The sequence below is a fragment of the Enterobacter sp. BRE11 genome (genome assembly GCF_031844285.1).
GTDB lineage: Bacteria > Pseudomonadota > Gammaproteobacteria > Enterobacterales > Enterobacteriaceae > Pantoea.
This window is the reverse complement of the sequence record NZ_JAUZUX010000004.1, coordinates 14,796-34,880: the sequence shown is the minus strand read 5'-3', so window position 1 is coordinate 34,880 and position 20,085 is coordinate 14,796. Positions and strand designations below refer to the sequence as shown.

Annotated in this window: 18 protein-coding genes and 1 pseudogene; 9 read left to right on the top strand and 10 right to left on the bottom strand. The window is 60.2% G+C overall.

Annotated features, from left to right (window positions below; all coding sequences use genetic code 11):
- Positions 1-92: 92 nt before the first annotated feature.
- The 3 genes from Q9R34_RS05335 to Q9R34_RS05325 are packed head-to-tail and all read left to right on the top strand — an operon-like array spanning position 93 to position 3,353.
- Positions 93-923, top strand: a complete 831-nt coding sequence (locus Q9R34_RS05335; protein ID WP_485892671.1) for a transketolase — start codon at positions 93-95, stop codon at positions 921-923.
- Positions 916-1,860 (top strand): transketolase family protein, encoded by a 945-nt coding sequence (locus tag Q9R34_RS05330; RefSeq protein ID WP_485892670.1) that lies wholly within the window; start codon positions 916-918, stop codon positions 1,858-1,860. The genes Q9R34_RS05335 and Q9R34_RS05330 overlap by 8 nt, the downstream gene beginning before the upstream one ends.
- 2 nt (positions 1,861-1,862) lie before the next feature.
- Entirely contained in the window at positions 1,863-3,353 is a 1,491-nt protein-coding gene (locus Q9R34_RS05325; protein ID WP_485892669.1) for an FGGY family carbohydrate kinase, read from the top strand.
- 212 nt (positions 3,354-3,565) lie between these two features.
- Here the strand turns inward: Q9R34_RS05325 and Q9R34_RS05320 are convergent, their stop codons facing one another.
- Positions 3,566-4,690 (bottom strand): mechanosensitive ion channel family protein, encoded by a 1,125-nt coding sequence (locus tag Q9R34_RS05320; protein ID WP_048784984.1) that lies wholly within the window; start codon positions 4,688-4,690, stop codon positions 3,566-3,568.
- A 95-nt stretch (positions 4,691-4,785) separates the two neighbouring features.
- Positions 4,786-5,520, bottom strand: a complete 735-nt coding sequence (locus Q9R34_RS05315) for a flagellar brake protein (RefSeq protein ID WP_434125403.1) — start codon at positions 5,518-5,520, stop codon at positions 4,786-4,788.
- 207 nt (positions 5,521-5,727) lie between these two features.
- On the opposite strand from Q9R34_RS05315, the gene Q9R34_RS05310 reads away from it, so the two are divergent.
- Positions 5,728-5,976, top strand: a complete 249-nt coding sequence (locus Q9R34_RS05310) for a GlsB/YeaQ/YmgE family stress response membrane protein (RefSeq protein WP_033747725.1) — start codon at positions 5,728-5,730, stop codon at positions 5,974-5,976.
- Between the two features lie 58 nt (positions 5,977-6,034).
- On the opposite strand, the gene Q9R34_RS05305 is transcribed toward Q9R34_RS05310, so the two are convergent.
- Both Q9R34_RS05305 and treA read right to left on the bottom strand, forming a co-directional pair.
- A complete protein-coding gene (locus Q9R34_RS05305) occupies positions 6,035-8,137 on the bottom strand; it encodes a TonB-dependent siderophore receptor (protein ID WP_485892666.1) in 2,103 nt (700 codons plus the stop codon).
- Between the two features lie 170 nt (positions 8,138-8,307).
- Positions 8,308-9,993 (bottom strand): alpha,alpha-trehalase TreA, encoded by a 1,686-nt coding sequence (treA, locus tag Q9R34_RS05300; protein WP_485892664.1) that lies wholly within the window; start codon positions 9,991-9,993, stop codon positions 8,308-8,310.
- Between the two features lie 202 nt (positions 9,994-10,195).
- Here treA and ghrA point away from each other — a divergent pair, with 202 nt between their 5' ends.
- Together ghrA and Q9R34_RS05290 are read left to right on the top strand one after the other, a co-directional pair.
- Positions 10,196-11,137: a glyoxylate/hydroxypyruvate reductase GhrA gene (gene ghrA / locus Q9R34_RS05295; protein ID WP_485892662.1), complete on the top strand. Its 942-nt coding sequence runs from the start codon at positions 10,196-10,198 to the stop codon at positions 11,135-11,137.
- Positions 11,138-11,188: 51 nt separating this feature from the next.
- Positions 11,189-11,926: a phosphatase gene (locus Q9R34_RS05290; RefSeq protein ID WP_096073005.1), complete on the top strand. Its 738-nt coding sequence runs from the start codon at positions 11,189-11,191 to the stop codon at positions 11,924-11,926.
- A gap of 351 nt (positions 11,927-12,277) precedes the next feature.
- Here Q9R34_RS05290 and Q9R34_RS05285 read toward each other — a convergent pair whose 3' ends face one another.
- The 3 genes from Q9R34_RS05285 to Q9R34_RS05275 are packed head-to-tail and all read right to left on the bottom strand — an operon-like array spanning position 12,278 to position 14,884.
- Positions 12,278-12,709, bottom strand: a complete 432-nt coding sequence (locus tag Q9R34_RS05285) for a hypothetical protein (RefSeq protein WP_485892661.1) — start codon at positions 12,707-12,709, stop codon at positions 12,278-12,280.
- Complete coding sequence (locus Q9R34_RS05280) at positions 12,706-13,845, bottom strand: glycoside hydrolase family 24 protein (RefSeq protein WP_485892659.1); 1,140 nt, start codon at positions 13,843-13,845, stop codon at positions 12,706-12,708. The genes Q9R34_RS05285 and Q9R34_RS05280 overlap by 4 nt, the downstream gene beginning before the upstream one ends.
- Complete coding sequence (locus tag Q9R34_RS05275; protein ID WP_485892658.1) at positions 13,790-14,884, bottom strand: hypothetical protein; 1,095 nt, start codon at positions 14,882-14,884, stop codon at positions 13,790-13,792. Before Q9R34_RS05275 ends, Q9R34_RS05280 begins: the two co-directional genes overlap by 56 nt.
- 388 nt (positions 14,885-15,272) lie before the next feature.
- On the opposite strand from Q9R34_RS05275, the pseudogene Q9R34_RS05270 reads away from it, so the two are divergent.
- Together Q9R34_RS05270 and Q9R34_RS05265 are read left to right on the top strand one after the other, a co-directional pair.
- Positions 15,273-15,542, top strand: a pseudogene (locus tag Q9R34_RS05270) (phosphatase); the annotation flags it as partial.
- A gap of 23 nt (positions 15,543-15,565) precedes the next feature.
- Entirely contained in the window at positions 15,566-16,132 is a 567-nt protein-coding gene (locus tag Q9R34_RS05265; protein ID WP_485892657.1) for a TorD/DmsD family molecular chaperone, read from the top strand.
- Between the two features lie 14 nt (positions 16,133-16,146).
- Here Q9R34_RS05265 and Q9R34_RS05260 read toward each other — a convergent pair whose 3' ends face one another.
- Positions 16,147-17,511, bottom strand: coding sequence for a CoA transferase (locus tag Q9R34_RS05260; protein ID WP_485892655.1), 1,365 nt, complete (start codon positions 17,509-17,511; stop codon positions 16,147-16,149).
- Positions 17,512-17,558: 47 nt separating this feature from the next.
- On the bottom strand, positions 17,559-18,443 hold the full coding sequence (locus tag Q9R34_RS05255) for a DMT family transporter (protein WP_048784790.1): 885 nt from the start codon (positions 18,441-18,443) through the stop codon (positions 17,559-17,561).
- 182 nt (positions 18,444-18,625) lie between these two features.
- Here Q9R34_RS05255 and Q9R34_RS05250 point away from each other — a divergent pair, with 182 nt between their 5' ends.
- On the top strand, positions 18,626-19,348 hold the full coding sequence (locus Q9R34_RS05250; protein WP_485892653.1) for a glutamine amidotransferase: 723 nt from the start codon (positions 18,626-18,628) through the stop codon (positions 19,346-19,348).
- Here Q9R34_RS05250 and Q9R34_RS05245 read toward each other — a convergent pair.
- Positions 19,336-19,899, bottom strand: coding sequence for a class I SAM-dependent methyltransferase (locus tag Q9R34_RS05245; protein ID WP_485892652.1), 564 nt, complete (start codon positions 19,897-19,899; stop codon positions 19,336-19,338). The two genes, Q9R34_RS05250 and Q9R34_RS05245, sit on opposite strands and share 13 nt — an antisense overlap.
- Positions 19,900-20,085: the final 186 nt, after the last annotated feature.

Below are 20,085 nucleotides of genomic sequence, written 5' to 3'. Positions count from 1 at the left end.
GTGGCGGTGCAGGCGGGTGGTTTTGCTGCACCCCCTTTTTTTACCCCTTACGAATATATATTCGAGTGTGATTTTTAATTCAGAGGTGATGTATGAATCCTTTCAAACTTCCGGTCGACGAACTGCAGCGTAAGGCGCGCGCCGTGCGCCGCCGCATTATCCAGCTTAATGCAGGCAGCCCGGCCGGCGGCCATACCGGCGCAGATCTGTCCCAGGCGGATATTTTAACCGCGCTCTACTTCCGCATTCTCAACTGCGCGCCGGACCGCACCGAGGATCCGCAGCGCGACATCTATATCCAGTCCAAAGGCCATGCGGTCGGCGGTTACTACTGCGTGCTGGCGGAGGCGGGCTATTTTCCGGTCGACTGGCTGCCCACCTACCAGCATGCGGATTCGCCTCTGCCGGGCCATCCGGTGCGGCAGAAAACCCCAGGCGTGGAGCTGAATACCGGCGCGCTCGGCCACGGCCTGCCGGTCGCGGTGGGGCTGGCGCTGGCGGCGAAAAAAGATGGCAGCAAGCGGCGCATCTTTGTGGTGACCGGCGACGGCGAGCTGGCGGAGGGCAGCAACTGGGAGGCGGCGCTGGTCGCTGCGCACTACGGCCTCGACAACCTGATCATTATCAACGACAAGAATAAGCTGCAGCTGGCGGGCGCGACGCGCGACATCATGAACACCGACCCGCTGCCGGAAAAATGGCGCGCCTTCGGCCTGGAGGTGACGGAGTGCAACGGCAACGATATGGCGCAGGTGGTCGACACCCTTGAAAGCCTGCCGCAGAACGGCAAGCCGCAGGTCATCGTGGCGCATACCGAAAAAGGCTATGGCGTCTCTTTTATTCAGAGTAAAGCGGAGTGGCATCACCGCGTGCCAAAAGGCGAAGAGATCGAACTGGCACTGGAGGAACTGAAAGATGAGTAACGCACAACATTTAGCCAGCGTAATGGTGACCGCCTTTATCGACGCGGTGAATCGCGGCGTGGATCTGGTGCCGGTGGTGGCGGACTCCACCTCAACCGCAAAAATTGCGCCCTTTATCAAAGCCTTTCCCGACCGGCTAGTGAACGTCGGCATCGCCGAGCAGACGCTGGTCGGCACCGCCGCCGGGCTGGCGCTGGGCGGTAAGATCGCCGTGACCTGCAACGCCGCGCCGTTCCTGGTGTCGCGCGCCAACGAGCAGGTCAAGGTCGACGTATGCTACAACAACACCAACGTGAAGCTCTTCGGCCTTAATGCCGGCGCCAGCTACGGTCCGCTCGCCAGCACCCACCACAGCATCGACGATATCGCGGTGATGCGCGGCTTCGGCAACATCGAAATTTACGCGCCCGCCTGTCCGCTGGAGTGTCGCCAGATCATCGACTATGCGCTTGAGCACGTTGGCCCGGTCTATATCCGCCTGGACGGCAAAGATCTGCCGCAGCTCCACAGCGAGGATTACCGCTTCGAACCGGGTAAAATCGACCAGCTGCGCGAAGGCAAGGATATCGCGCTGGTGGCGATGGGCTCGACGGTGCATGAGATCGTTCACGCGGCGGAGCAGCTGGCGGAGAAAGGGATCTCGGCGGGTGTGATCAGCGTTCCATCCATCAGACCCTGCGATACCCAACAGCTGCGCAACCTGCTAAATCACTATCCAGCCGTTATCAGCGTGGAAGAGCACAACGTTAACGGCGGCGTCGGCAGTCTGGTGGCTGAAGTGCTGGCGGAAGGGGGCTGCGCCATTCCGCTGCTGCGCCTGGGCATCCCGGACGGTCAGTACGCCATCGCGGGCGATCGCGCCTCCATGCGCGCCTGTCACGGCATCGACGCCGCAAGCGTCGTCAACAGCGCAGTGCGCATTTGCGCGGGAGCCTGACCATGGAAGACGCCCTTATTCTGGCGATTGACGAAGGCACCACCAATGCCAAGGCGATCGCCGTCAGTCGCCAGGGCCGCGTGGTGGCGCGCGGCAGTCAGCCGCTGACGCTGTCGCATCCGCAGCCGGGGCTGGCGGAGCAGGACCCGCTCGCTATCTGGCAGGCGGTGAAGCAGGCGGTGGCCGACTGCCTGGCGCAGTGCGATGGCGCGCCGGTGGCGGCGGTGGCGATCAGCAATCAGCGCGAGTCGGTGCTGATCTGGCAGCGGCGCGACGGCAAGCCGCTCACGCCGCTGGTGAGCTGGCAGGATCGTCGCTCGGAAGCCTTTTGCCGCGATCTGCGCGCCGCGGGCAACGCCTCGCGCATCACCGGGCTGACCGGGCTGGCGGTGGATCCGATGTTCCCGGCGGCGAAGCTCACCGGCATGCTGGCGGCGATCCCGGACGGCGCGGCGCGTGCGGCGGCGGGCGAACTCTGCATCGGCACGGTCGACAGCTGGCTTGCCTGGCAGCTCAGCGCGGGCGAGGTGTTCATTACCGATCACGCCAACGCCGCGCGCACTCAGCTCTATAGTCTGCACAGCGGCGGCTGGGACGATGAGCTGCTGCGTCTGTTTCAGCTGCCGCGCGCCGCGCTGCCGACTATCGTGCCGTCGGCCAGCGCACAGGGCGCGGTGGCGATTAGCGATATTCCCGGCCTGGCGCCGGGCACGCCGATTCTGGCGCGCATCGGCGATTCCCATGCGGCGCTGCAGGCGCAGCGGCGCGGCGACGAAGAGGTGGTGAAGGCGACCTACGGCACCGGCTCGTCGCTGATGATGTCGATGGCGACGCCGCTGCTGACCGATAACGGCCTGAGCACCACCGTTGCCTGGCACGACGGCGCGCTGCGCTTCGCCTTCGAGGGCAATATCACCCATACCGGCTCCGGCGCGGCCTGGCTGGGCAGGATGCTCGGCATTCAGGACCCGCGCGAGCTGACCGCGCTGGCACGCACCGCCGACAGCAATCAGGGCGTCTATTTTGTGCCGGCGCTTTCCGGGCTGGGCGCCCCCTGGTGGGATCTGCAGGCGCGCGGCATGGTGTGCGGCCTGACCGGCGCCGCCACGCCTGCGGTGCTGGCGCGCGTGGCGCTGGAGTCGATTGTCTATCAGATCGCGGACGTCTTTTTCGCCATGGAGCAGGCGAGCGGCCAGCGGCTGTCTGCGCTCTGCGTGGACGGCAGCGCGACCGCCAACGACTGGCTGATGCAGCTGCAGGCGGACCTCTTACAGCGCCCGCTGCTGCGTGCCCCCACGGCGGAGGTTTCCGCGCTCGGCGCGGCGCTGCTGGCGGGCAAGGTGCTGGGCTGGTGGCAGCAGGGCAGCGAGATGCAGGCGCTGCAGGGCGGCACGCGCGTCGAGCCGCGCCGCGAGCAGGCGCAGGCGATGCAGGAGAGCTATCAGGGCTGGGTAGAGGCGGTGGCGCGCTGCCGGTTTCAGCCTACTCAATAATGGCTTTATGACGCCTGAAACGTCAGAAATGGCTCATCACGCCTCAAACAGCCGCACCATAGCCAAAGGGAAAGGGCGTTTCGCCCGAAGAGCAAAGCGTCGCGGGCCAGGGATGGCCCGCGACGAGGCGCAGGGATGCTTTATGCCGTCTTTGCGATCGGGCGAAATGCCCTTGACCCATCGCGAAACTCAAAGCGGCGGGTACTGGCAAATTACGCCCGCCGCGCCTCTTCCTCGTCGTTCTCCGCGCGCAGCATCTCCACTGGCGGAATGCGGCCGCCGCTGAACTCCACCTGACGGATCGGGAAGGCGAAGCGCACATCGCGCTGCTCCAGCGCCGCCATCAGCTGCAGGTTAATCTCCTGCTGGATATCCATATATTTGTTGTAGTCGGCGTCGAGCACAAAATAGACCACCTCAAAGGTCAGCTTCGAATCCTCAAACGCGAAAAAATGCGCGCGGTCGAAGCGGGTCAGCTCAATGCCCTGAATAATCGACTTCACCAGATCGCTCACCTCGCGCACCTGCGCCGAAGGCGTGCCGTAGCTCAGGCCGAAGCGAAACACGATGCGCCGCTGCTGCATGCGCTTGTAGTTGTGGATGGTCTGCTGCAGCAGAATGGTATTGGAGCAGACAATCTGCTCGCCGCTCAGGCTGCGCAGGCGCGTGGTCTTCAGGCCGATATGCTCGATAGAGCCGGCAATATCGCCAAACACAATAAAATCGCCGTGCTCGAAAGGTTTGTCGAAGCCGATCGCCAGCGAGGCGAAAACGTCGCTCAGCACCGTCTGAATCGCCAGCGCGATGGCGATACCGCCCACGCCGAGACTCGCCACCAGCGCGGTAATATTGATGCCCATATTCGACAGAATGGCGAGCAGCATCATTACCCACACCACCACGCGCAGCAGAATACCGAGGATCACCGTGGTCACCGGATTGCGCACGTGCACCGGATCGCGCAGCAGATTATGCAGCCACAGCCGGATGCCACAGTCGATCCACATGGCTAACTGCACGGCGAACGCGAGGAACCAGCCGTGAGAAATAAAGCCGTCCCAGCTGGCGGGCACGTCGACGAAACGCAGGGCGATCAGCAGCGAAAATATCAGCAGCAGCAGCTGGCTGGTGCTGCGCAGGATCTCCACCAGAATTGAGGTGAAGCGCACGTGGCGCTGCTCGCTGTAGCGCGCGATGCGGCCAGAGATAAAGCGGATGGCGCTGCGCAGCAGCCAGTAGATCACCAGCGTGCCCGCGACCACGATAGCGCTATTGATCCAGAAAGTTTGATTCAGAAAAAGACGTTGAAAATAGCCAGATGAGAGCCAGTTTTCCATTGGGGAGTTTCTCCTTGCTGGGAGCCGGTTTAAAAAAGAGAGCAAGGAGAAGCATAGCCTGGATGCGTCAGGAGGCGGCGCAAATCACTGAATAATTACTGAAATCGATTCGCTTTGTCGCGCGCAAGGCGCTCAAGGGCGAAAATAACCTGCTGCAGCTGACGCTCCTGCAGCGGCTCGATGGCGGTAAAACGGAAGCTGAGACGTGGGGTCACGCGCGTTTCGTTTTTACTGGTCACCACGCTGCGCTCGCCGATATGCAGCAGCTGCGCGCCGACCTCGAACTGGCCATATTCGCCCAGCTCGACGCGCAGCTTGTTAAACTTGTCGCCGCTGCTCAGCCCCTCCGGCAGCGCCTCGTCCACCAGCACGCCGATGCCGCCCAGCGACAAATCCTGCAGGCGAAAACGCACCTTCTGGCCGTCAGGCCACTCGCTGTGACAGTAAAAGATCGGATCGAGCGGCGCAGAGATACGGAAAAACTCACGGCGCTGTATCTGCCACAGCAGGTCGGGCAGCGGCGCGCTAAAGGCGGGCAGCCCCTCGAAGGTGGTTCTCTCCAGCGACGCGAGGCTGAACTCGACCTTGGCGCCGTAGGTTTCAGCGAAGATGTTCACATCATCACAGGAAAGCACATACTCGTTGTCGAGATTATTGCTGCCGAGGTCGAAAACGATGCGATCCTCGTCGGCATCCAGCATACGGCTGATAAACTGTCCGCGCGAAAAAGTGACCATTAAAGGCGTCTGAAACCGTAGCAAATCCTTTATCACGCCGAGAACCGCCAGCGTGCCACGTTTGAGATACTGTTCTTTGTCGGCGTCTTTCACTTACTGGCTCCAAAACAGGGTAAATTAACTGTTATCTAATGCTTTATTCTCTCTCCGTTATCGGCGGTGGGGATAAAAGCTTTACGTTTTAAGTCAATTTTTGTCGCGGTTTAGCCTGCATTCCATGATTTCCTGTCTATACTTAGCCCTGTAATTCTCCTGATTAATCAGGCGGTCACAACCTAAACAATAAGCAAGGAGTCGTAGATGGGTATCATTTCATGGATCATCTTTGGTTTAATCGCCGGTATTCTCGCTAAATGGATCATGCCTGGTAAAGATGGCGGCGGTTTTATCGTAACCGTTATTCTGGGTATCATCGGTGCGGTAGTCGGCGGTTGGATCAGTACCCTGTTTGGCTTCGGCCGAGTAGACGGCTTTAACTTCGGCAGCTTTGTGGTGGCGGTCATCGGCGCCCTGGTCGTGCTGTTTATCTACCGTAAAGTCCGTAGCTAATACGCATAGCCTAAGAACTGCAACGGGACGACATGGTCGTCCCGTTTTACTCTCCCCGCTAGAAATCGTATCCCACCGACACCAGCAGCGAACGCTCCGCGCCCCAGTAGCAGTAGCCCGTGCCGTAACAGGCCGCCACATAGTGACGATCGGTCAGGTTATTCGCGTTGACCTGGAGCCACGCGCCGCGCAGCGCGCTGTTCCAGACGCCGAGATCGGCGCGCACCGAGGCGTCGAACAGCGTCACCGACGGCACGCGTCGGCTGTTCTCATTGTCCGCCCACTGTTTGCCGATATAGCGCACGCCCGCGCCCGCGCTGATGCCGCCGTCAAACTGATAGTGGCCCCAGAACGATGCCATGCTGTTCGGCGTGACGTAAGGCGTGTGGCCATCATTGCCGTCTACCGTCTCTTTATAGCGCAGGTGGTTAAGCGTATAGCCCGCCACCGTGCTCAGGCGCGGCGTCAGCTGATTGCGCGCCTCCAGCTCGATGCCTTGCGAATGCACTTTGCCGGTCGGCGTGTAGGTGGAGTCGACGATATTGCGCGTGGCGACATCCTTCTGCGTCAGATCGTAGAGCGCCAGGGTATAGAGATCGCGCGTGCCTGCCGGCTGATATTTTACGCCCGTCTCATACTGTTCCGAGGTGGTCGGCTTCAGCAGGTTGCCGTCGGTGCCGGTTAGCGCGGTCGGCGTGATCGCCTGGCTGTAGCTCACGTAGGGCGAGAGGCCGTTGTCGAAGGCGTAGAGCAGCGCCGCGCGCCCGCTGACGTGATCGTCCTGCCGGCGCGCCGTGCCGCTGTTGTCGGCGACGATGCGGTCGTAGCGGCCGGAGAGATCGAGATGCCAGCGATCCCACCTCATTTCATCCTGCAGGTAGAGGCCGGTCTGGTAGTAGCGGCGCGTCTTGCGCGTCCAGCTATAGTCCGGCATCGGCGCGAGCGCCTCACCGGTATCGGCGTTGAGCGCGCTGGCTGCGCCGCCCGCGTCGCTTAAATCATTTTTATAGCGATGATATTCGGCGCCGAGCGACAGGCGGTGCGCCAGCTCGCCGGTGTCGAACTCCGCCGTGACGCGGTTATCCGTCGCCCACGCGGAAAGCGACGAGCGTTCGCCGGAGTAGTAGCGATTCAGGATAGTGCTGCCGGGCGCCTGCCAGCCGACCTGATAAACCTGGTCGAGATCGACGCTGGAGTGGCTGTAGCTGCCGGTCGAGGAAAACGACCAGACGTCGCTAAAGCGGTGCTGGAAATCGTAGCTGTAGATCTGTTCGCGCCGCTTGAACTGGTCAAGGGAGGGATCGCCATCGTAAAAACCGGTGCTGAGTTTCGCGCCGTTGTGGGCGCTAAGCGCGCCGTCTCCCGGCACCGAGCCGTGGTAGCCGCCTGACGGATCTTTTTGCAGATAGGCGCGCAGCAGCAGCTGCGTATCTTCCGTAGGCTGCCACAGCAGCTGCGGCATCAGCGCGTACTTCTCCTCGCGCGTGTGGTCATACTGGGTATCGCTGTTGCGCGTCATGCCGGTCAGGCGAAACGCCCACTCGTTGTTAATGGCGTTGGTGTAGTCGAAGGCCGCGCCGCGCGTATCCTGACTGCCCGCCGTCAGCCGGAAGTGGCCCGCCTCGCTGAACTGCGGGCGGCGCGTCGTCTGGTTCACCAGCCCGCCCGGCACCGTCTGGCCGTACAGCGCAGAGGAGGGACCTTTTATCACGTCGACGCGCTCCAGAAACCAGGGATCGACCTGCAACACGTTATAGCTGCCGCCATCGCTCATCAGGCGCAGGCCGTCGAGGAAGGTATTATCCACGTCGCCGCCGTGGAAGCCGCGCAGCGAAACGGTGTCGTAGCGGGTCGCCGCGCCGCCAAAGTTGGAGAACACCCCTGGCGTATAGTTCAGCACCTGGTTGAGATCGATTGCGCCCTGATCGTCGATCTGCTGGCGAGTAATCACCGAAACTGACTGCGGCGTGGTGAGCAGCGGGCGATCGCTTTTGGTGGCACCTACGCTGGTGGTGGCGAGATAGCCCTGCGTCGGGCCGTCGGCGCGCTCCTGTGGCGAGGCGGTCACCGTCAGCGTGTCGGCCGCCAGGCTGGCGGCGGGCAGAGCAATCGCCAGCGCGCAGAGCAGCGCACAGCGGTGAGGGGGAAACGGCAGCGTCATGTCCTGTCCTTGTTCGGTCCGCCCTCAGCAGGCGGCACATGTTGATAAAGCGTCTCATAATCAGAGTGAGAATTATTATCGATATGTGAAAAGTGTTTCAAGGTTTGTTGTACAGGAACAGGTAAAAAAGAGAACGAAGGGCCGAGAGCAGCCCTTCGTCTGGGGGGAGGTTACTTCGCTGTCGCCGCGGTCTGAGGAATATCCTGCGCGCTGTTGCAGGTTTTCTCTTTCGGACAGTATTTATCAAGCAGCATCAGCGTCACGCCGTTGGTCCAGCCGAAGCCGTCCTGCAGCGGATATTCGCCGCCGCCGCCGCCGCCGAGATTCGGCCCATCGACCACATATTTCTCAACCAGCTTATGCTCTTTGTCGTAGGTGGTCTGAACGTTCTGCAGGAAGCGCATGCCGACCTGCTGCGCCAGCTGCGGCTTGTTGTAGTGCTCCAGACCTTCTACCGCCACCCACTGCAGCGGCGCCCAGCCGTTAGGGGCATCCCACTGCTGGCCATTGTTCACGGTGGTGGTGAGCAGACCGCCCGCTTTCAGCAGCTGTTTCTCTACCGCCGAGGCGGTGCGGTCGGCCTGTTTGTCGCTGGCCAGCTGCATATAGAGCGGGAAGAGCGCTGCGGCGGTCAGCTGCGGGCTGGCCTGGCGCGTTTTGCTGTCGTAGTCGGCGTACCAGCCCTGCTTCTCATCCCACAGGTAGCGGTTGACCGCCGCCTGGCGCTTCTCCGCCCGATCGGCGAACTGCTTCGCCTTATCCTGCTGCTTATCGAGGCGATACGCTTTGGCCAGCGTCTGTTCCAGATGGAACATCAGGCTGTTGAGGTCCACCGGTGCCAGCTGAGTGGTGCGGATTGAGGCGAGATTATGCGCGTCGCTGAACCAGCGCGAGCTAAAATCCCAGCCGGACGCGGCGCCGGCACGCAGATCGCGATAGAGTTCGCCTTTGTCGCGCTGCGGCGCTTTCTTCGCGGTTTTGACGTCATCCAGCCAGGATTCGGTGCGCGGCGCGTCGCGGGCGTCCCAGTAGCGGTTAAGCACGGTGCCGTCCGCCAGCTTCATCACGCGCTTGCTCGCCTGACCAGCGGCGACGCTATCGCTGTCCGCCATCCAGTAGTCATACTCTTTCTGCAGCTGCGGCAGGTATTTGGTGTAGGCCGCGTCGCCTGCGTGTGTTGCCAGCAGATCAACCATCAGGCTAAAAAACGGCGGCTGCGAGCGGCTGAGGTAGTAGCTGCGGTTACCGTTGGGAATATGACCGTAGGTATCCAGCTCCCAGGCGAAGTTATCCACCATATCCTGCACGCGATCCCAGTGGCCACTTTCAGCCAGACCGAGCATGGTGAAATAGCTGTCCCAGTAGTAAACCTCGCGGAAGCGGCCGCCCGGCACCACATAGGGTTTCGGCAGCGGCAGCAGCGAATCGTAGCGCCCGGCGCTTTTGGCGGTGCGCGTCAGCACTGGCCACAGGCCGTCAATATGTGCGCGCAGGCTCTGACCGGCGGGCGGCACATATTTTTCGCCCGCGGCGGGCAGGGTAAAGTTGCTGTCGACAAAGCGCTTCAGATCGAAGTTGCGCTGATTTTTTTGCATCTGCCAGTCTGCCAGAATCGACGCGGGATCGAACTTCGGCACCGCGTCGGCGAAGGTTTTCTGGTCGGGATAGAACTGCGCCTGCTGCACCGCGTTAAACAACGGACCCAGCCGAACATCTGGCGGCTGCGGCTGGCTGCTGAGCATACGTGAGTTATCCTCTGCGTGCGCCGTCAGCGCAGGCAGACCCAGCAGCAGCGTCAGCAGCACTGGCGCGACGCCCTGACGCCCGACAGGCGCGGTTACGACAGTTTTCTTCATCGGTTTTTCTCCTTGTCCGAAAGGCGGCCGCGCGTAACGCATTGACCACTCAAACAACTTTAGTCGCAATCTGACAACGTGGCGCGGCGACGCTGCGGAAATGTGAAGCAGACCAGGCGTAAGCGTGAGGGCGGAGAGGTGGTTTTTGCTTGCCCTGGCGGCGCTTTTGCCGGAGGCTGAGGGCAAAAAAATGAGGATAAAGATGGATATTATCTGGTATCACCCGACGCAGGACGGCGAAATCTGGCTGTCGGGCCTGCGGCGGCGTCTGCCGCAGGCGCAGGTGCGGCGCTGGCAGCCCGGTGACGAGGCACCCGCCGATTACGCTATTCTGTGGCAGCCGCCGCGCGAGATGCTGGCGCATCGCGCCGGACTGCGGGGCGTATTCGTGATGGGCGCGGGCGTAGACGATATGCTCACCCGGCTGGCGCGCTATCCCGATATGCTGCCGCCGTCGGTGCCGCTTGTCCGCCTGGAGGATAGCGGTATGGCGCGGCAGATGCAGGAGTATGCGCTCTGCTGCGTGCTGGGCTGGTTCCGCCGCTTCGACGACTACGCCAGACAGCAGCAGCAGGCGCAGTGGCACCCTCTGCCGCCGACGACGCGCGAGAGGTTCAGCATCGGCGTGCTCGGCGCGGGCGTGCTGGGGCAGAGCGTGATCGAGGCGCTGCGACCCTGGGGCTTTCCGCTGCGCGTCTGGAGCCGAACGCCGAAGCGCCTCCCGGGCGTCGAGAGCTTTGCCGGACGCGAAAGCCTTGACGACTTTCTGCGCGGCGCGCAGGTAGCGATCAATCTCCTGCCCACCACGCCGGAAACCCTCAACCTGTTTGACGCGCGCACCCTGAGCCAGCTGCCGCAGCACGCCTGCTTCCTCAATATGGCGCGCGGCGCGCAGGTGGTGGAGGCGGATCTGCTGGCGGCGCTGGAGAGCGGGCAGCTGCGCGCTGCCGCGCTCGATGTGTTTCAGCAGGAGCCGCTGCCGCAGGAGCATCCGCTGTGGCGTCATCCGCGCGTCACCATCACCCCGCATATTGCGGCATTGACCCTGGCAGATGAGGCGATGGACACCATTACCCGCGCCATCCGCGCCATCGAGGCGGGCGAACGGCCCTCAGGCTACGTCGATCGCCAGCGCGGCTATTGAATTCCGGTTAACTGACTGGCCGTTCGAGCGGACGGCAGAGAGGAGAAAATAATGTACCCCGTTGATTTGCATATGCATACCGTCGCCAGCACCCACGCCTACAGCACGCTGCACGACTACGTCGCGCAGGCGAAAAATAACGGCATCAGGCTGTTCGCCATTACCGACCACGGCCCCGACATGGCCGACGCGCCGCACTACTGGCACTTCGTCAATATGAAAATCTGGCCGCGCGTCATCGACGGCGTCGGCATTTTGCGCGGTATCGAAGCCAATATTAAAAATCAGCAGGGCGAAATCGACTGCTCCGGCCCGATGCTCGGCTCGCTGGATTTGATTATCGCCGGCTTTCACGAGCCGGTTTATGCGCCGCGCGACAAGAGCCATCACACCGATGCGATGATCGCCACCATGGCGAACGGCGTGGCGCATATCATCAGCCATCCGGGCAACCCGAAGTTTCCGGTGGATATCCGTGCCGTCGCCGAAGCGGCCGCGCACTACAACGTGGCGCTGGAGATCAACAACTCCTCTTTTACCACCTCACGTCCCGGCAGCGAGCCGAACTGCCGCGCCATCGCCGAAGCGGTGCGCGACGCGGGCGGTAAACTGGCGTTTGGCTCCGATTCCCACACCGCGTTTACGCTGGGCGACTTCGAGCACTGCCTGCGCATCACGCGCGCAGTGGATTTTCCCGAGGATCGCGTGTTAAATGTCACGCCGCGCCGCCTGCTCGATTTTCTGGAGCAGCGCACCGGCAAGCAGATTGCCGAACTGGCGGATTTCTAACCCTTACTGCAAGGGCGTTACGTTCGGCAGAGAGGCAAGATCAGGCAAAAGGGCGATGGGAATAAAGGGGTGGTCAGTGCTGCTGTGATTGTCTGAGTACCCCCAGGGCAAGCCTGATAAGCGGTGCAGGAAGGCGTTTGAGGAAGAGTGATGCTTTGTTGGTATTATGACTGGTAAAGGTGAGATTCAAAGCCAATGACATAAATTTGGAAAGTAGAAGAGGGGATACCATAGGGTATCCCTATCCAAAAAAAGAAAAGTTACACTGAGATATAAAAATATCTGACGTGCCAGTTTTTTATCGGTAGTCCTGAGAAATGTTGCAGTTGTAAGGCTAAGGCCAGGTGAAAATTATTTTTCACATTTATGTAAATTAATAACGCCATCTTCAGCATAAGACTGCACAAAATCGGGATCGTTGGTCCAAAAATATTTCATTTTCTTATCATCGTAAAAGCCTTTCCAGTGCAACTTGCCATGTTGATTGATAATACTGAGTTCTGCAACTGGTTTTATGAGGCTTATATTTCTCCAGTCGAGATTCATACCTCCTCTACCGAGGTCTGCAACACCATCATAAAAAATATTAAAATTATTATTATCGACTTCTTTTAAGTGAAAGTTAATAACTATTTGATTGTCATTAACAATAAGTGTATTAGGCTTATTATTAATCTCTATAGAGAAGCCTTTTTCGTCACACGTGGTACCCCACAACCCCAAGCCTGAGCTGGCATGTGTTGCCATAGAAATGAATAATAGAAAAATTGTCCAGCGTTTCATTGTATAGACTCCGCAATGGTTGAAATAAATCCAATATCAAGATGAAGGTCTGACCGTCCTGCTAGTTCTTCCTCAAGGTAATGGTTGTACAATGAAAGTGCTTCTTGTTCTGATTTTGCAGGCTGTCCATATCTACCCGGAGGAAGGCTCGCCCACTCGTAGCTCAGTATATCTAACGCCCCTTCAATATCACCAGACATGATTTTGTCTAAAGCGTGTTTTCTTTTATATTTAAAAATCAAAACACAAAATTCATCCTGGGATTTAGGTGTAAAATCAGTAATGTCCCTATCGGCCCGACGAGAAACCATTGTGGGATCACTCCAGGTATATCCCATTACCTGGTATGCTCCTGCTGCTGATGAGGTTAGATTGCCCCTTGTAATAGAAATCTGCGGGTGATTGCTAAAGTTTTTATGGTAATCACTAATGAACGACTGTCCACCGAACAAAGTTTCATAGCCAGATTCACCAACAGTTCCTTCTCCAACTCGAAGCATACGCATGAATGCTCTTACCCTTGCTTCTGCGAGAGACAGTGCAGAAAACTTTATCGCGTCCAAAAACACAACCGGGTGCATATGCCAGACAGATTCACCACTGCTAAACGCTGCCACTTGTTTCATCCATTCCATATTGTCAAACCACTGGCGCACATACTCCACATACAGGGGATCGATGCGTTGCAGAAAGGTTTTCCAGCGATGATGCTGACTGCCGCCAAACCATTCACTGTCATGTTTCACTATCATCCGCGCCGCGATATCCCTTACATCCATCTCCGGAAAGTGGACCGCGTGATACAGCTCCGCCCCGGACAGGTCGCCACTGTTGTCACCGTCCATTTTTCGGAGGATAGCCTTATACCAGGTGGAAACCTGTTTTTCCTGAATGCTGCGTTCAGGCCTCACCCACTCCGCAAGGTGCGTAAATGCTGATTTTATCCAGCCCTCACGCAGGGATTGTGTCATGTCAGCCGTAGGTGGTTCTTCAAAAGCCGAGAAACCGAGCTTTATCAGATCGTACTGAGCAATGTCTGCATCCACATCCGCCTCACTCAGCCAGGCACCTTCCTCGATCTCAAACCAGCGTTTCCCGCTGTTGTCGTTGAACGAATGGCATTTTTCCTGCGGCATGATTTTGTGAATATCTTTTTTTACCTGTACGGCTGTACGGCTGTACGGCTGTACGGATAAACGTGTCGCCGCTGCGTTGGTACAGGTAGCTCCCCGGTTGGATATGCATATATGTCTGACCACGTTTTACTCGGGCGGTGTTGTTAAGAAAATCCCGCATACGGCTGTCGGTGCTCAGGAGTTCGATATGTACAAAGTTGCTTTTTTCCACCCCCTGCATCCCATTCGGCGCAATGTCCTCCGCCAGATATCCCACAGCATCCCCGGCGGCAACAGTGTATTTAGTGGTGAGCGTGATCGCTTTATCATAAGCTCCCTCCGCGATAGCCTGTTGCATCCACGCGGGCAAGTGCGACCGTTGCTGGCCATCCGGGCGCATAAACGCTGGATTAAGCGATACCCAGAATGCCGCGCCGTTCATCTCTGACTTACTGTTCAGCTTCCGGGCAAGCCCGAACCGCTGGTGCACGCCGTCCAGTTCAAACGTGTTTTCCCGCAGCACCACCACGCGATCACCTGTCTTAAGATGCCCTCCGGATGGCTCGAGAGAGTGCTCTCCCGTTTTTTCCTGCCCGATTTGTTGGCGTTTCCGCAGTTTATTTCCCCGCTTCGTGACCTGATATATCTGATGCACAGGAAAGGCAGACAGCGGGGCAAGCCCCATGTAGAGCGCGTAAAAATCCAGGGCATTTTCCGGTTTTTCAGTATCCGGCGTGCAGGTGGATTTAACCAGTACAAAAGTGCTGGAATACTGCAACGCATTCCCCATGTAATCGCTGGAGAGATAGTCCTGATTCAGTCGCCAGGCCACCACCTCGCCTCCTGCCATAAACTGAAGCGGGACGGCGGTATCTGCTGTTTCGCGAGTGAGTACCGATTCGGGCGCACTTACATCTGTAATATGAAGTCCGCCATGCCACATGGCATTTGTCCCGGCAAGCCAGGAACCATGAGGCTCCTGAAGTATACGGGCCATAATTTCATCGACTGTGGAGTAATGGTCGCCGTTTGCTTTTTTGGCAGGAAAACAGATATCCATTTGCATAATCCTTTGCTGATAGACAGGTAAGTTCTTGAAAAAGCCAATTTAGTTTATTTTATAAGTAATAACCACACAATTAATAAGAGTTATCGTGAGTCCAGATTATTTTTCGGTAATATTCAGTAAACTGAAGATACAAGATACCAATCAGCAGGCTTTCTTACTCCCCGATGAGACGATTTCAAAAGTGCTTTCCACCAAAATTGTAAAATAAATGAACATATCCCTGCCCATTGTCTGATCGGCCAGGCAGACTTAAATTGTTCAACAGGAAATATCAGGAAGTAAGGATGATGATTGCTCTGTGCCTTAGTCTTGTGCATAAGAAATCAGAGATAAGACGGTTTATTTCATGGTATTTCCGCGTGCGCCTGGAACGGGATGTATCAATAATTGCCTCTTTGCCACCTCACGTCCCGGCAGCGAGCCGAACTGCCGCGCCATCGCCGAAGCGGTGCGCGACGCGGGCGGCAAACTGGCCTTCGGCTCCGACTCCCACACCGCGTTTACCCTGGGCGACTTCGAGCACTGCCTGCGCATCACGCGCGCAGTGGATTTTCCCGAGGATCGCGTGTTAAATGTCACGCCGCGCCGCCTGCTCGATTTTCTGGAGCAGCGTACCGGCAAGCAGATTGCCGAACTGGCGGATTTCTAACCCTTTTGCCTCTGGAATAGTGCATGAACGAGTTTTCCATCCTCTGCCGCGTGATCGGCTCCCTGTTTAACCGTCAGCCGCAGGATCCGCTGCTGGTTCCGCTGTTTACGCTGCTGCGCGAGGGCAAACTTGGCGCGCAGTGGCCGCTTGAGCAGGACGAACTGCTGCAGCGCCTGCAGCAGAACAGCGATCCGCAGGCGCTGGCGGCGGATTACAACGCGCTGTTCGTCGGCCCCGACTGTAAGGTGCCGCCTTACGCCTCACAGTGGCCGGAAGGCAAGCCGGAGCCGGAGGTGCGCGCCTTTCTCGCCTCGCGCGGCATGCCGCTCAGCGACGCGCCCGCCGACCACTTCGGCGTGCTGATGCTGGCGGCCTCCTGGCTGGAAGATCAGTCGGCGGAAGATGAGAGCGCGGCGCAGTGCGCCCTGTTCGACAGCTATCTGCTCCCCTGGTGCGGCGCCTTTCTTGGCAAGGTCGAGGCGCACGCCACCACCGCCTTCTACCGCACGCTGGCGATGCTCAGCCGTGAGGCTATCCAGGCGATGTGGGATGAGCTGAACGAGGCCGACGAAGAGGGCGGCGACGCCTGACCCCGCCCGCTCCTTTACCAGCACGCCGGGTGCGTGCCAGCCTCGTAGCCCGGCGTGGCGCAGAGTTGCGGCGTGCCGGGCAGCCGCGCAGCGGCGCGCAGCCGTTCTCCGATGCCCCAGGGCGTCAGCTCCACCGTCGGCAGCGTATCGTGCGCATGCGCTTTAATTTCCGCTGACAGAGCCGCGTCCCGGCTGGGATGCTGCTGCAACAGCAGGGCGGTACGCGCCAGCGACAGCCGCGCCTCCACGCCGTGGCCGGTCGTGTGGCGCTGGCGCAGTCCCTCCAACGCCGCGGCGGCCATCAGATAACCGGTGGCGTGATCGAGCGCCTGTACCGGCAGCGGCGTTGGCTTCTCGCTTTGCGACCAGCGCATACCGCTCTCGGCGATGCCGCACGCCATCTGCACCAGACTGTCGAAGCCGCGGCGGTTGCGCCACGGGCCGTGCCAGCCCCAGGCGTTCAGACTCACGTCCACCAGGCCGGGCGCCAGCCGGGCGCGCGCCTCGGCGTCGAATCCCAGCTGTTCCAGCGCATCGGCGCGATAGCCGTGCACCAGCACGTCCGCCTGCTGCAGCAGCGCGCGCAGCGTCTCGCGGCCTGCCGCCGTTTTAAAGTCTACCACGGCGCGCCGTTTGCCGCAGGCGATCTCTTCATCCAGCGTCGGCTCGCGCCAGCCGGGCGGGTCGAGACGCAGCACCTGCGCGCCGAGGCTGGCGAGAAAGCGGGTCGCTACCGGCCCGGCGATGACGCGCGTCAGATCCAGCACCCGCACGCCGAGCAGCGGTCGCGCGGCGAGCATCGGCCAGATGCGCGCGGGCGCAGCGGCGCCCTGTCGCCAGGCGATCAGCGGCTCTTCGCGCACCGCCTGGCCCTGCGGATGCTGCCGCCACGCTTGTTCGCCACGCATCGTTGCGGCGCAGCCGCCTGCGTCGACCACCGCCTGCTCAAGCGCGTCAGCCTGCCAGCGCGCCACCTGCCGCGCCAGCGCGTCGCGGTCAGGATGCTGGCCCAGTACGCGCTCCATTGCCGCGCGATGCGGCGGCGCGTTGGTGTGCAGGCGGATCCAGCCGTCGGCGCTGCGATAGTCGCCGGCAAAGGCGTCCCACAGCGCGGGCGCAGGGCGATTGCGGGGAAAGAAGCTGGTCTGAAACCAGCGCGAGGCGAGGCGTACATTGACGCTCACCGGCTGGCGGGCGCCGATAAAATCCGCCGTCGCCTGGGTTGCCAGCCCGATGCTGGCGGCCGCCAGCTCGCTGACGGCGAAAGCGGATGAGAAGGTCGCGGTATCAAGAAAAGTAGGTGGGGCGGTTGCGTCGCCGGGGCCACGCAATCCTTGCCACAGCTGCTGCCACAGCGACGCGGCAAGCTGATAATCCATAAGCATTCTCCAGAAACAGACGGTATCCAGAGCATAGCACCGCTTTTTCAGCGGCGACGCAGACGCGGAAAGCGCGCGTGCATGCGCAGGCTGCGCAGATTGATAACCGCTATCGCCGTGCCGCACACCACCAGCGAGGCGCCGATGATTTTAAAACTGTTGAGGCTGTCGCCCAGCACCACGATGCCCATCAGCACCGACAGCACCGGCGTCAGCAGCGAGTAGGGCATAATCAGATTGACGTTGTACTGCTTCAGCAGCCCATACCAGAGGGTATAGGCAACAATCGACGAGGCGAGCGCGCTGTAGAGAATGCCGAACCAGCCGCGCCATCCCGCCTGGCTCAGAGCGTAGAACTGGTGCGACTCCATCACGAAGCTCGACAGGCCGACGATGGGCACCGCCAGAAAGGCGATCCAGCCGGTCATGGTCAGCGGCTTGATCGGCGGCGATTTTTTCACAATCAGGTTGCTGACCGCCCAGCCGGTGGCGCTGCAGAGCAGGATCGCCAGCACCCACCAGGCGGGGATGGTCGGGCTGCCGGAGAGCACCGCCACGCCGCACAGGGAGATGGCAATGCCGACCAGCTGAATCGCTCTCAGCCGCTCTTTCAGCACCGCCATCGCCAGCAGCATGGCGATCGGCGTGCCGAGCTGCACCACAATCGCGCCGGTGCCGGCGTCGGTATAGCGCATGCCGACGAACAGCAGCGAGAAGTGCATAAAGCCGAAGGTAAAGGCGAGCGCCAGCAGCCAGGGAAGCTGCTGGCGGGTGATGCGGCAGAAGGGGATCAACACAATCGCCACCACCACAAAGCGCATGCAGGTGAGAAACAGCGGCGGCAGCTCCAGCAGGCCCCACTTCACCGCCACGTTATTGAATGCCCAGATAGAAACCACCATCAAGATAAGAAAAAAATGCCGCAGAGCCACAATCCCGTCCTTCGCTGTTGTTTTTCGCCACGCTCTAATGATGGCACGAAGGGGGGAGAGGCCGACAGGCGATGACAAATATTTTTCTGTTATGACAGCAGCAGGAAAATCATAAGACAGGGCGCCGCTTTGCTGTCAGACTGACTCACCGAGACGTTCACCCGTAGAGGATCCGATTCGGTATGACATCCACTTCCGTTTTGCCCCTTGCCCTGATTCAGTTAGAAGTCCCGCCTGCCGAGGTTGCCGCACGTATCGGCGAGCAGCCGCGCTGGTTTATTGACGCGCTTGATCTGCAACCTGATGAGTACCTCATTGTGCGCCCGCACCTTGGCGAATCGCTGCCGCAGTTTGACCAGATCAGCGGTGCTATCCTGAGCGGCTCCTGGGCGATGGTAACTGACCACGCCGAGTGGAGCGAGCGCAGCGCGGCGTGGGTAAGGGCGGCGATCGACGCTGAGCTGCCGCTGCTGGGCGTCTGCTACGGACACCAGCTGATGGCCTACGCGCTGGGCGGGAAGGTGGCGGACAACCCTAACGGCTGGGAGCGCGGCCTGCTGCCGCTGACGTGCAACCCGGCGATGCAGCGCGATGCGCTGCTTTCGGCGCTGCCGGCACGCTTCAGCGCCTGGCTGTCGCATCGTCAGTCGGTGATCGCCCCGCCGCCGCAGGCGCAGGTGCTGGCCACCTCGGAGAAAGATCCCTGTCAGATCCTGCGCTACTCGCCGCAGGCGCTGTCGGTGCAGTTTCACCCGGAATTCTCACGCCGCATTATGAGCGCCTGCCTGCCTCCGGGCGTCAGCGACAGCGGCGCGGATATTGAGGGCGCGGACTGGGCGCGGCAGCTGCTGACGGCGTTCTGGCTGCAGACGCGCCCGCAGGCGAGCCAGGCTCAGGGCGCGTAGCTGCGCCGACAGCGATAAACCCAGGCGGGCGGCACGTTTTTCAGCACCCGCTGACGCTGCCAGATAAAGTAGCGCGAGAGATCGGGCTGGGTAATCGAGGTGTACTGAAACTGCACGAAGAGGCCGCCCGGGCCGAGCGCATTGAACGCGGCGCGCAGAATCTCGTCGCGCAGCGTCGGCGGCAGCGACAGCAGCGGCAGGCCGGAAAAGATCGCGTCATATTCGCCGGTCAGAGAGGCCGCCAAACAGTTGCGCACCTGCAGGCGCGCATCCTCCAGCGCGCGCAGCTTATCCGCCAGCGGCGCGCTGATCTCAAACGCATCCAGTGTCGCCTGCGGCTGCATGCGCGCCAGCAGATGACGCGTCAGCACGCCGTCGCCCGCACCCAGTTCAGCGACGCGCAGCGCGCTGCGCCAGCAGACGCTGTCACTCATGGCGCGACACAGCGCCGCCGACGAGGGCGTAATGCTGCCCATCTTGCGCGGATGGCGAATAAACTGATGTATAAAGTCTGCTTTTGCGCGCATAAGGGTAAAAGCCGAAGCCAGCATGTCACTCTCTCCTGTGATTAACCTTTTCTGTTGACCCTGTTTCGGCCTGAGGTTTCGCTTTTTTTTGCCGCCTCGGCTTATTCTCAGAATTATCCGTGCGCACGGACGGCGCGCTTTTCCTTTGCGGCGGTCACAGTTTCCGACTGCAACATCTGACAGGCTGGGTTTGTTCATTCATTGTTAACA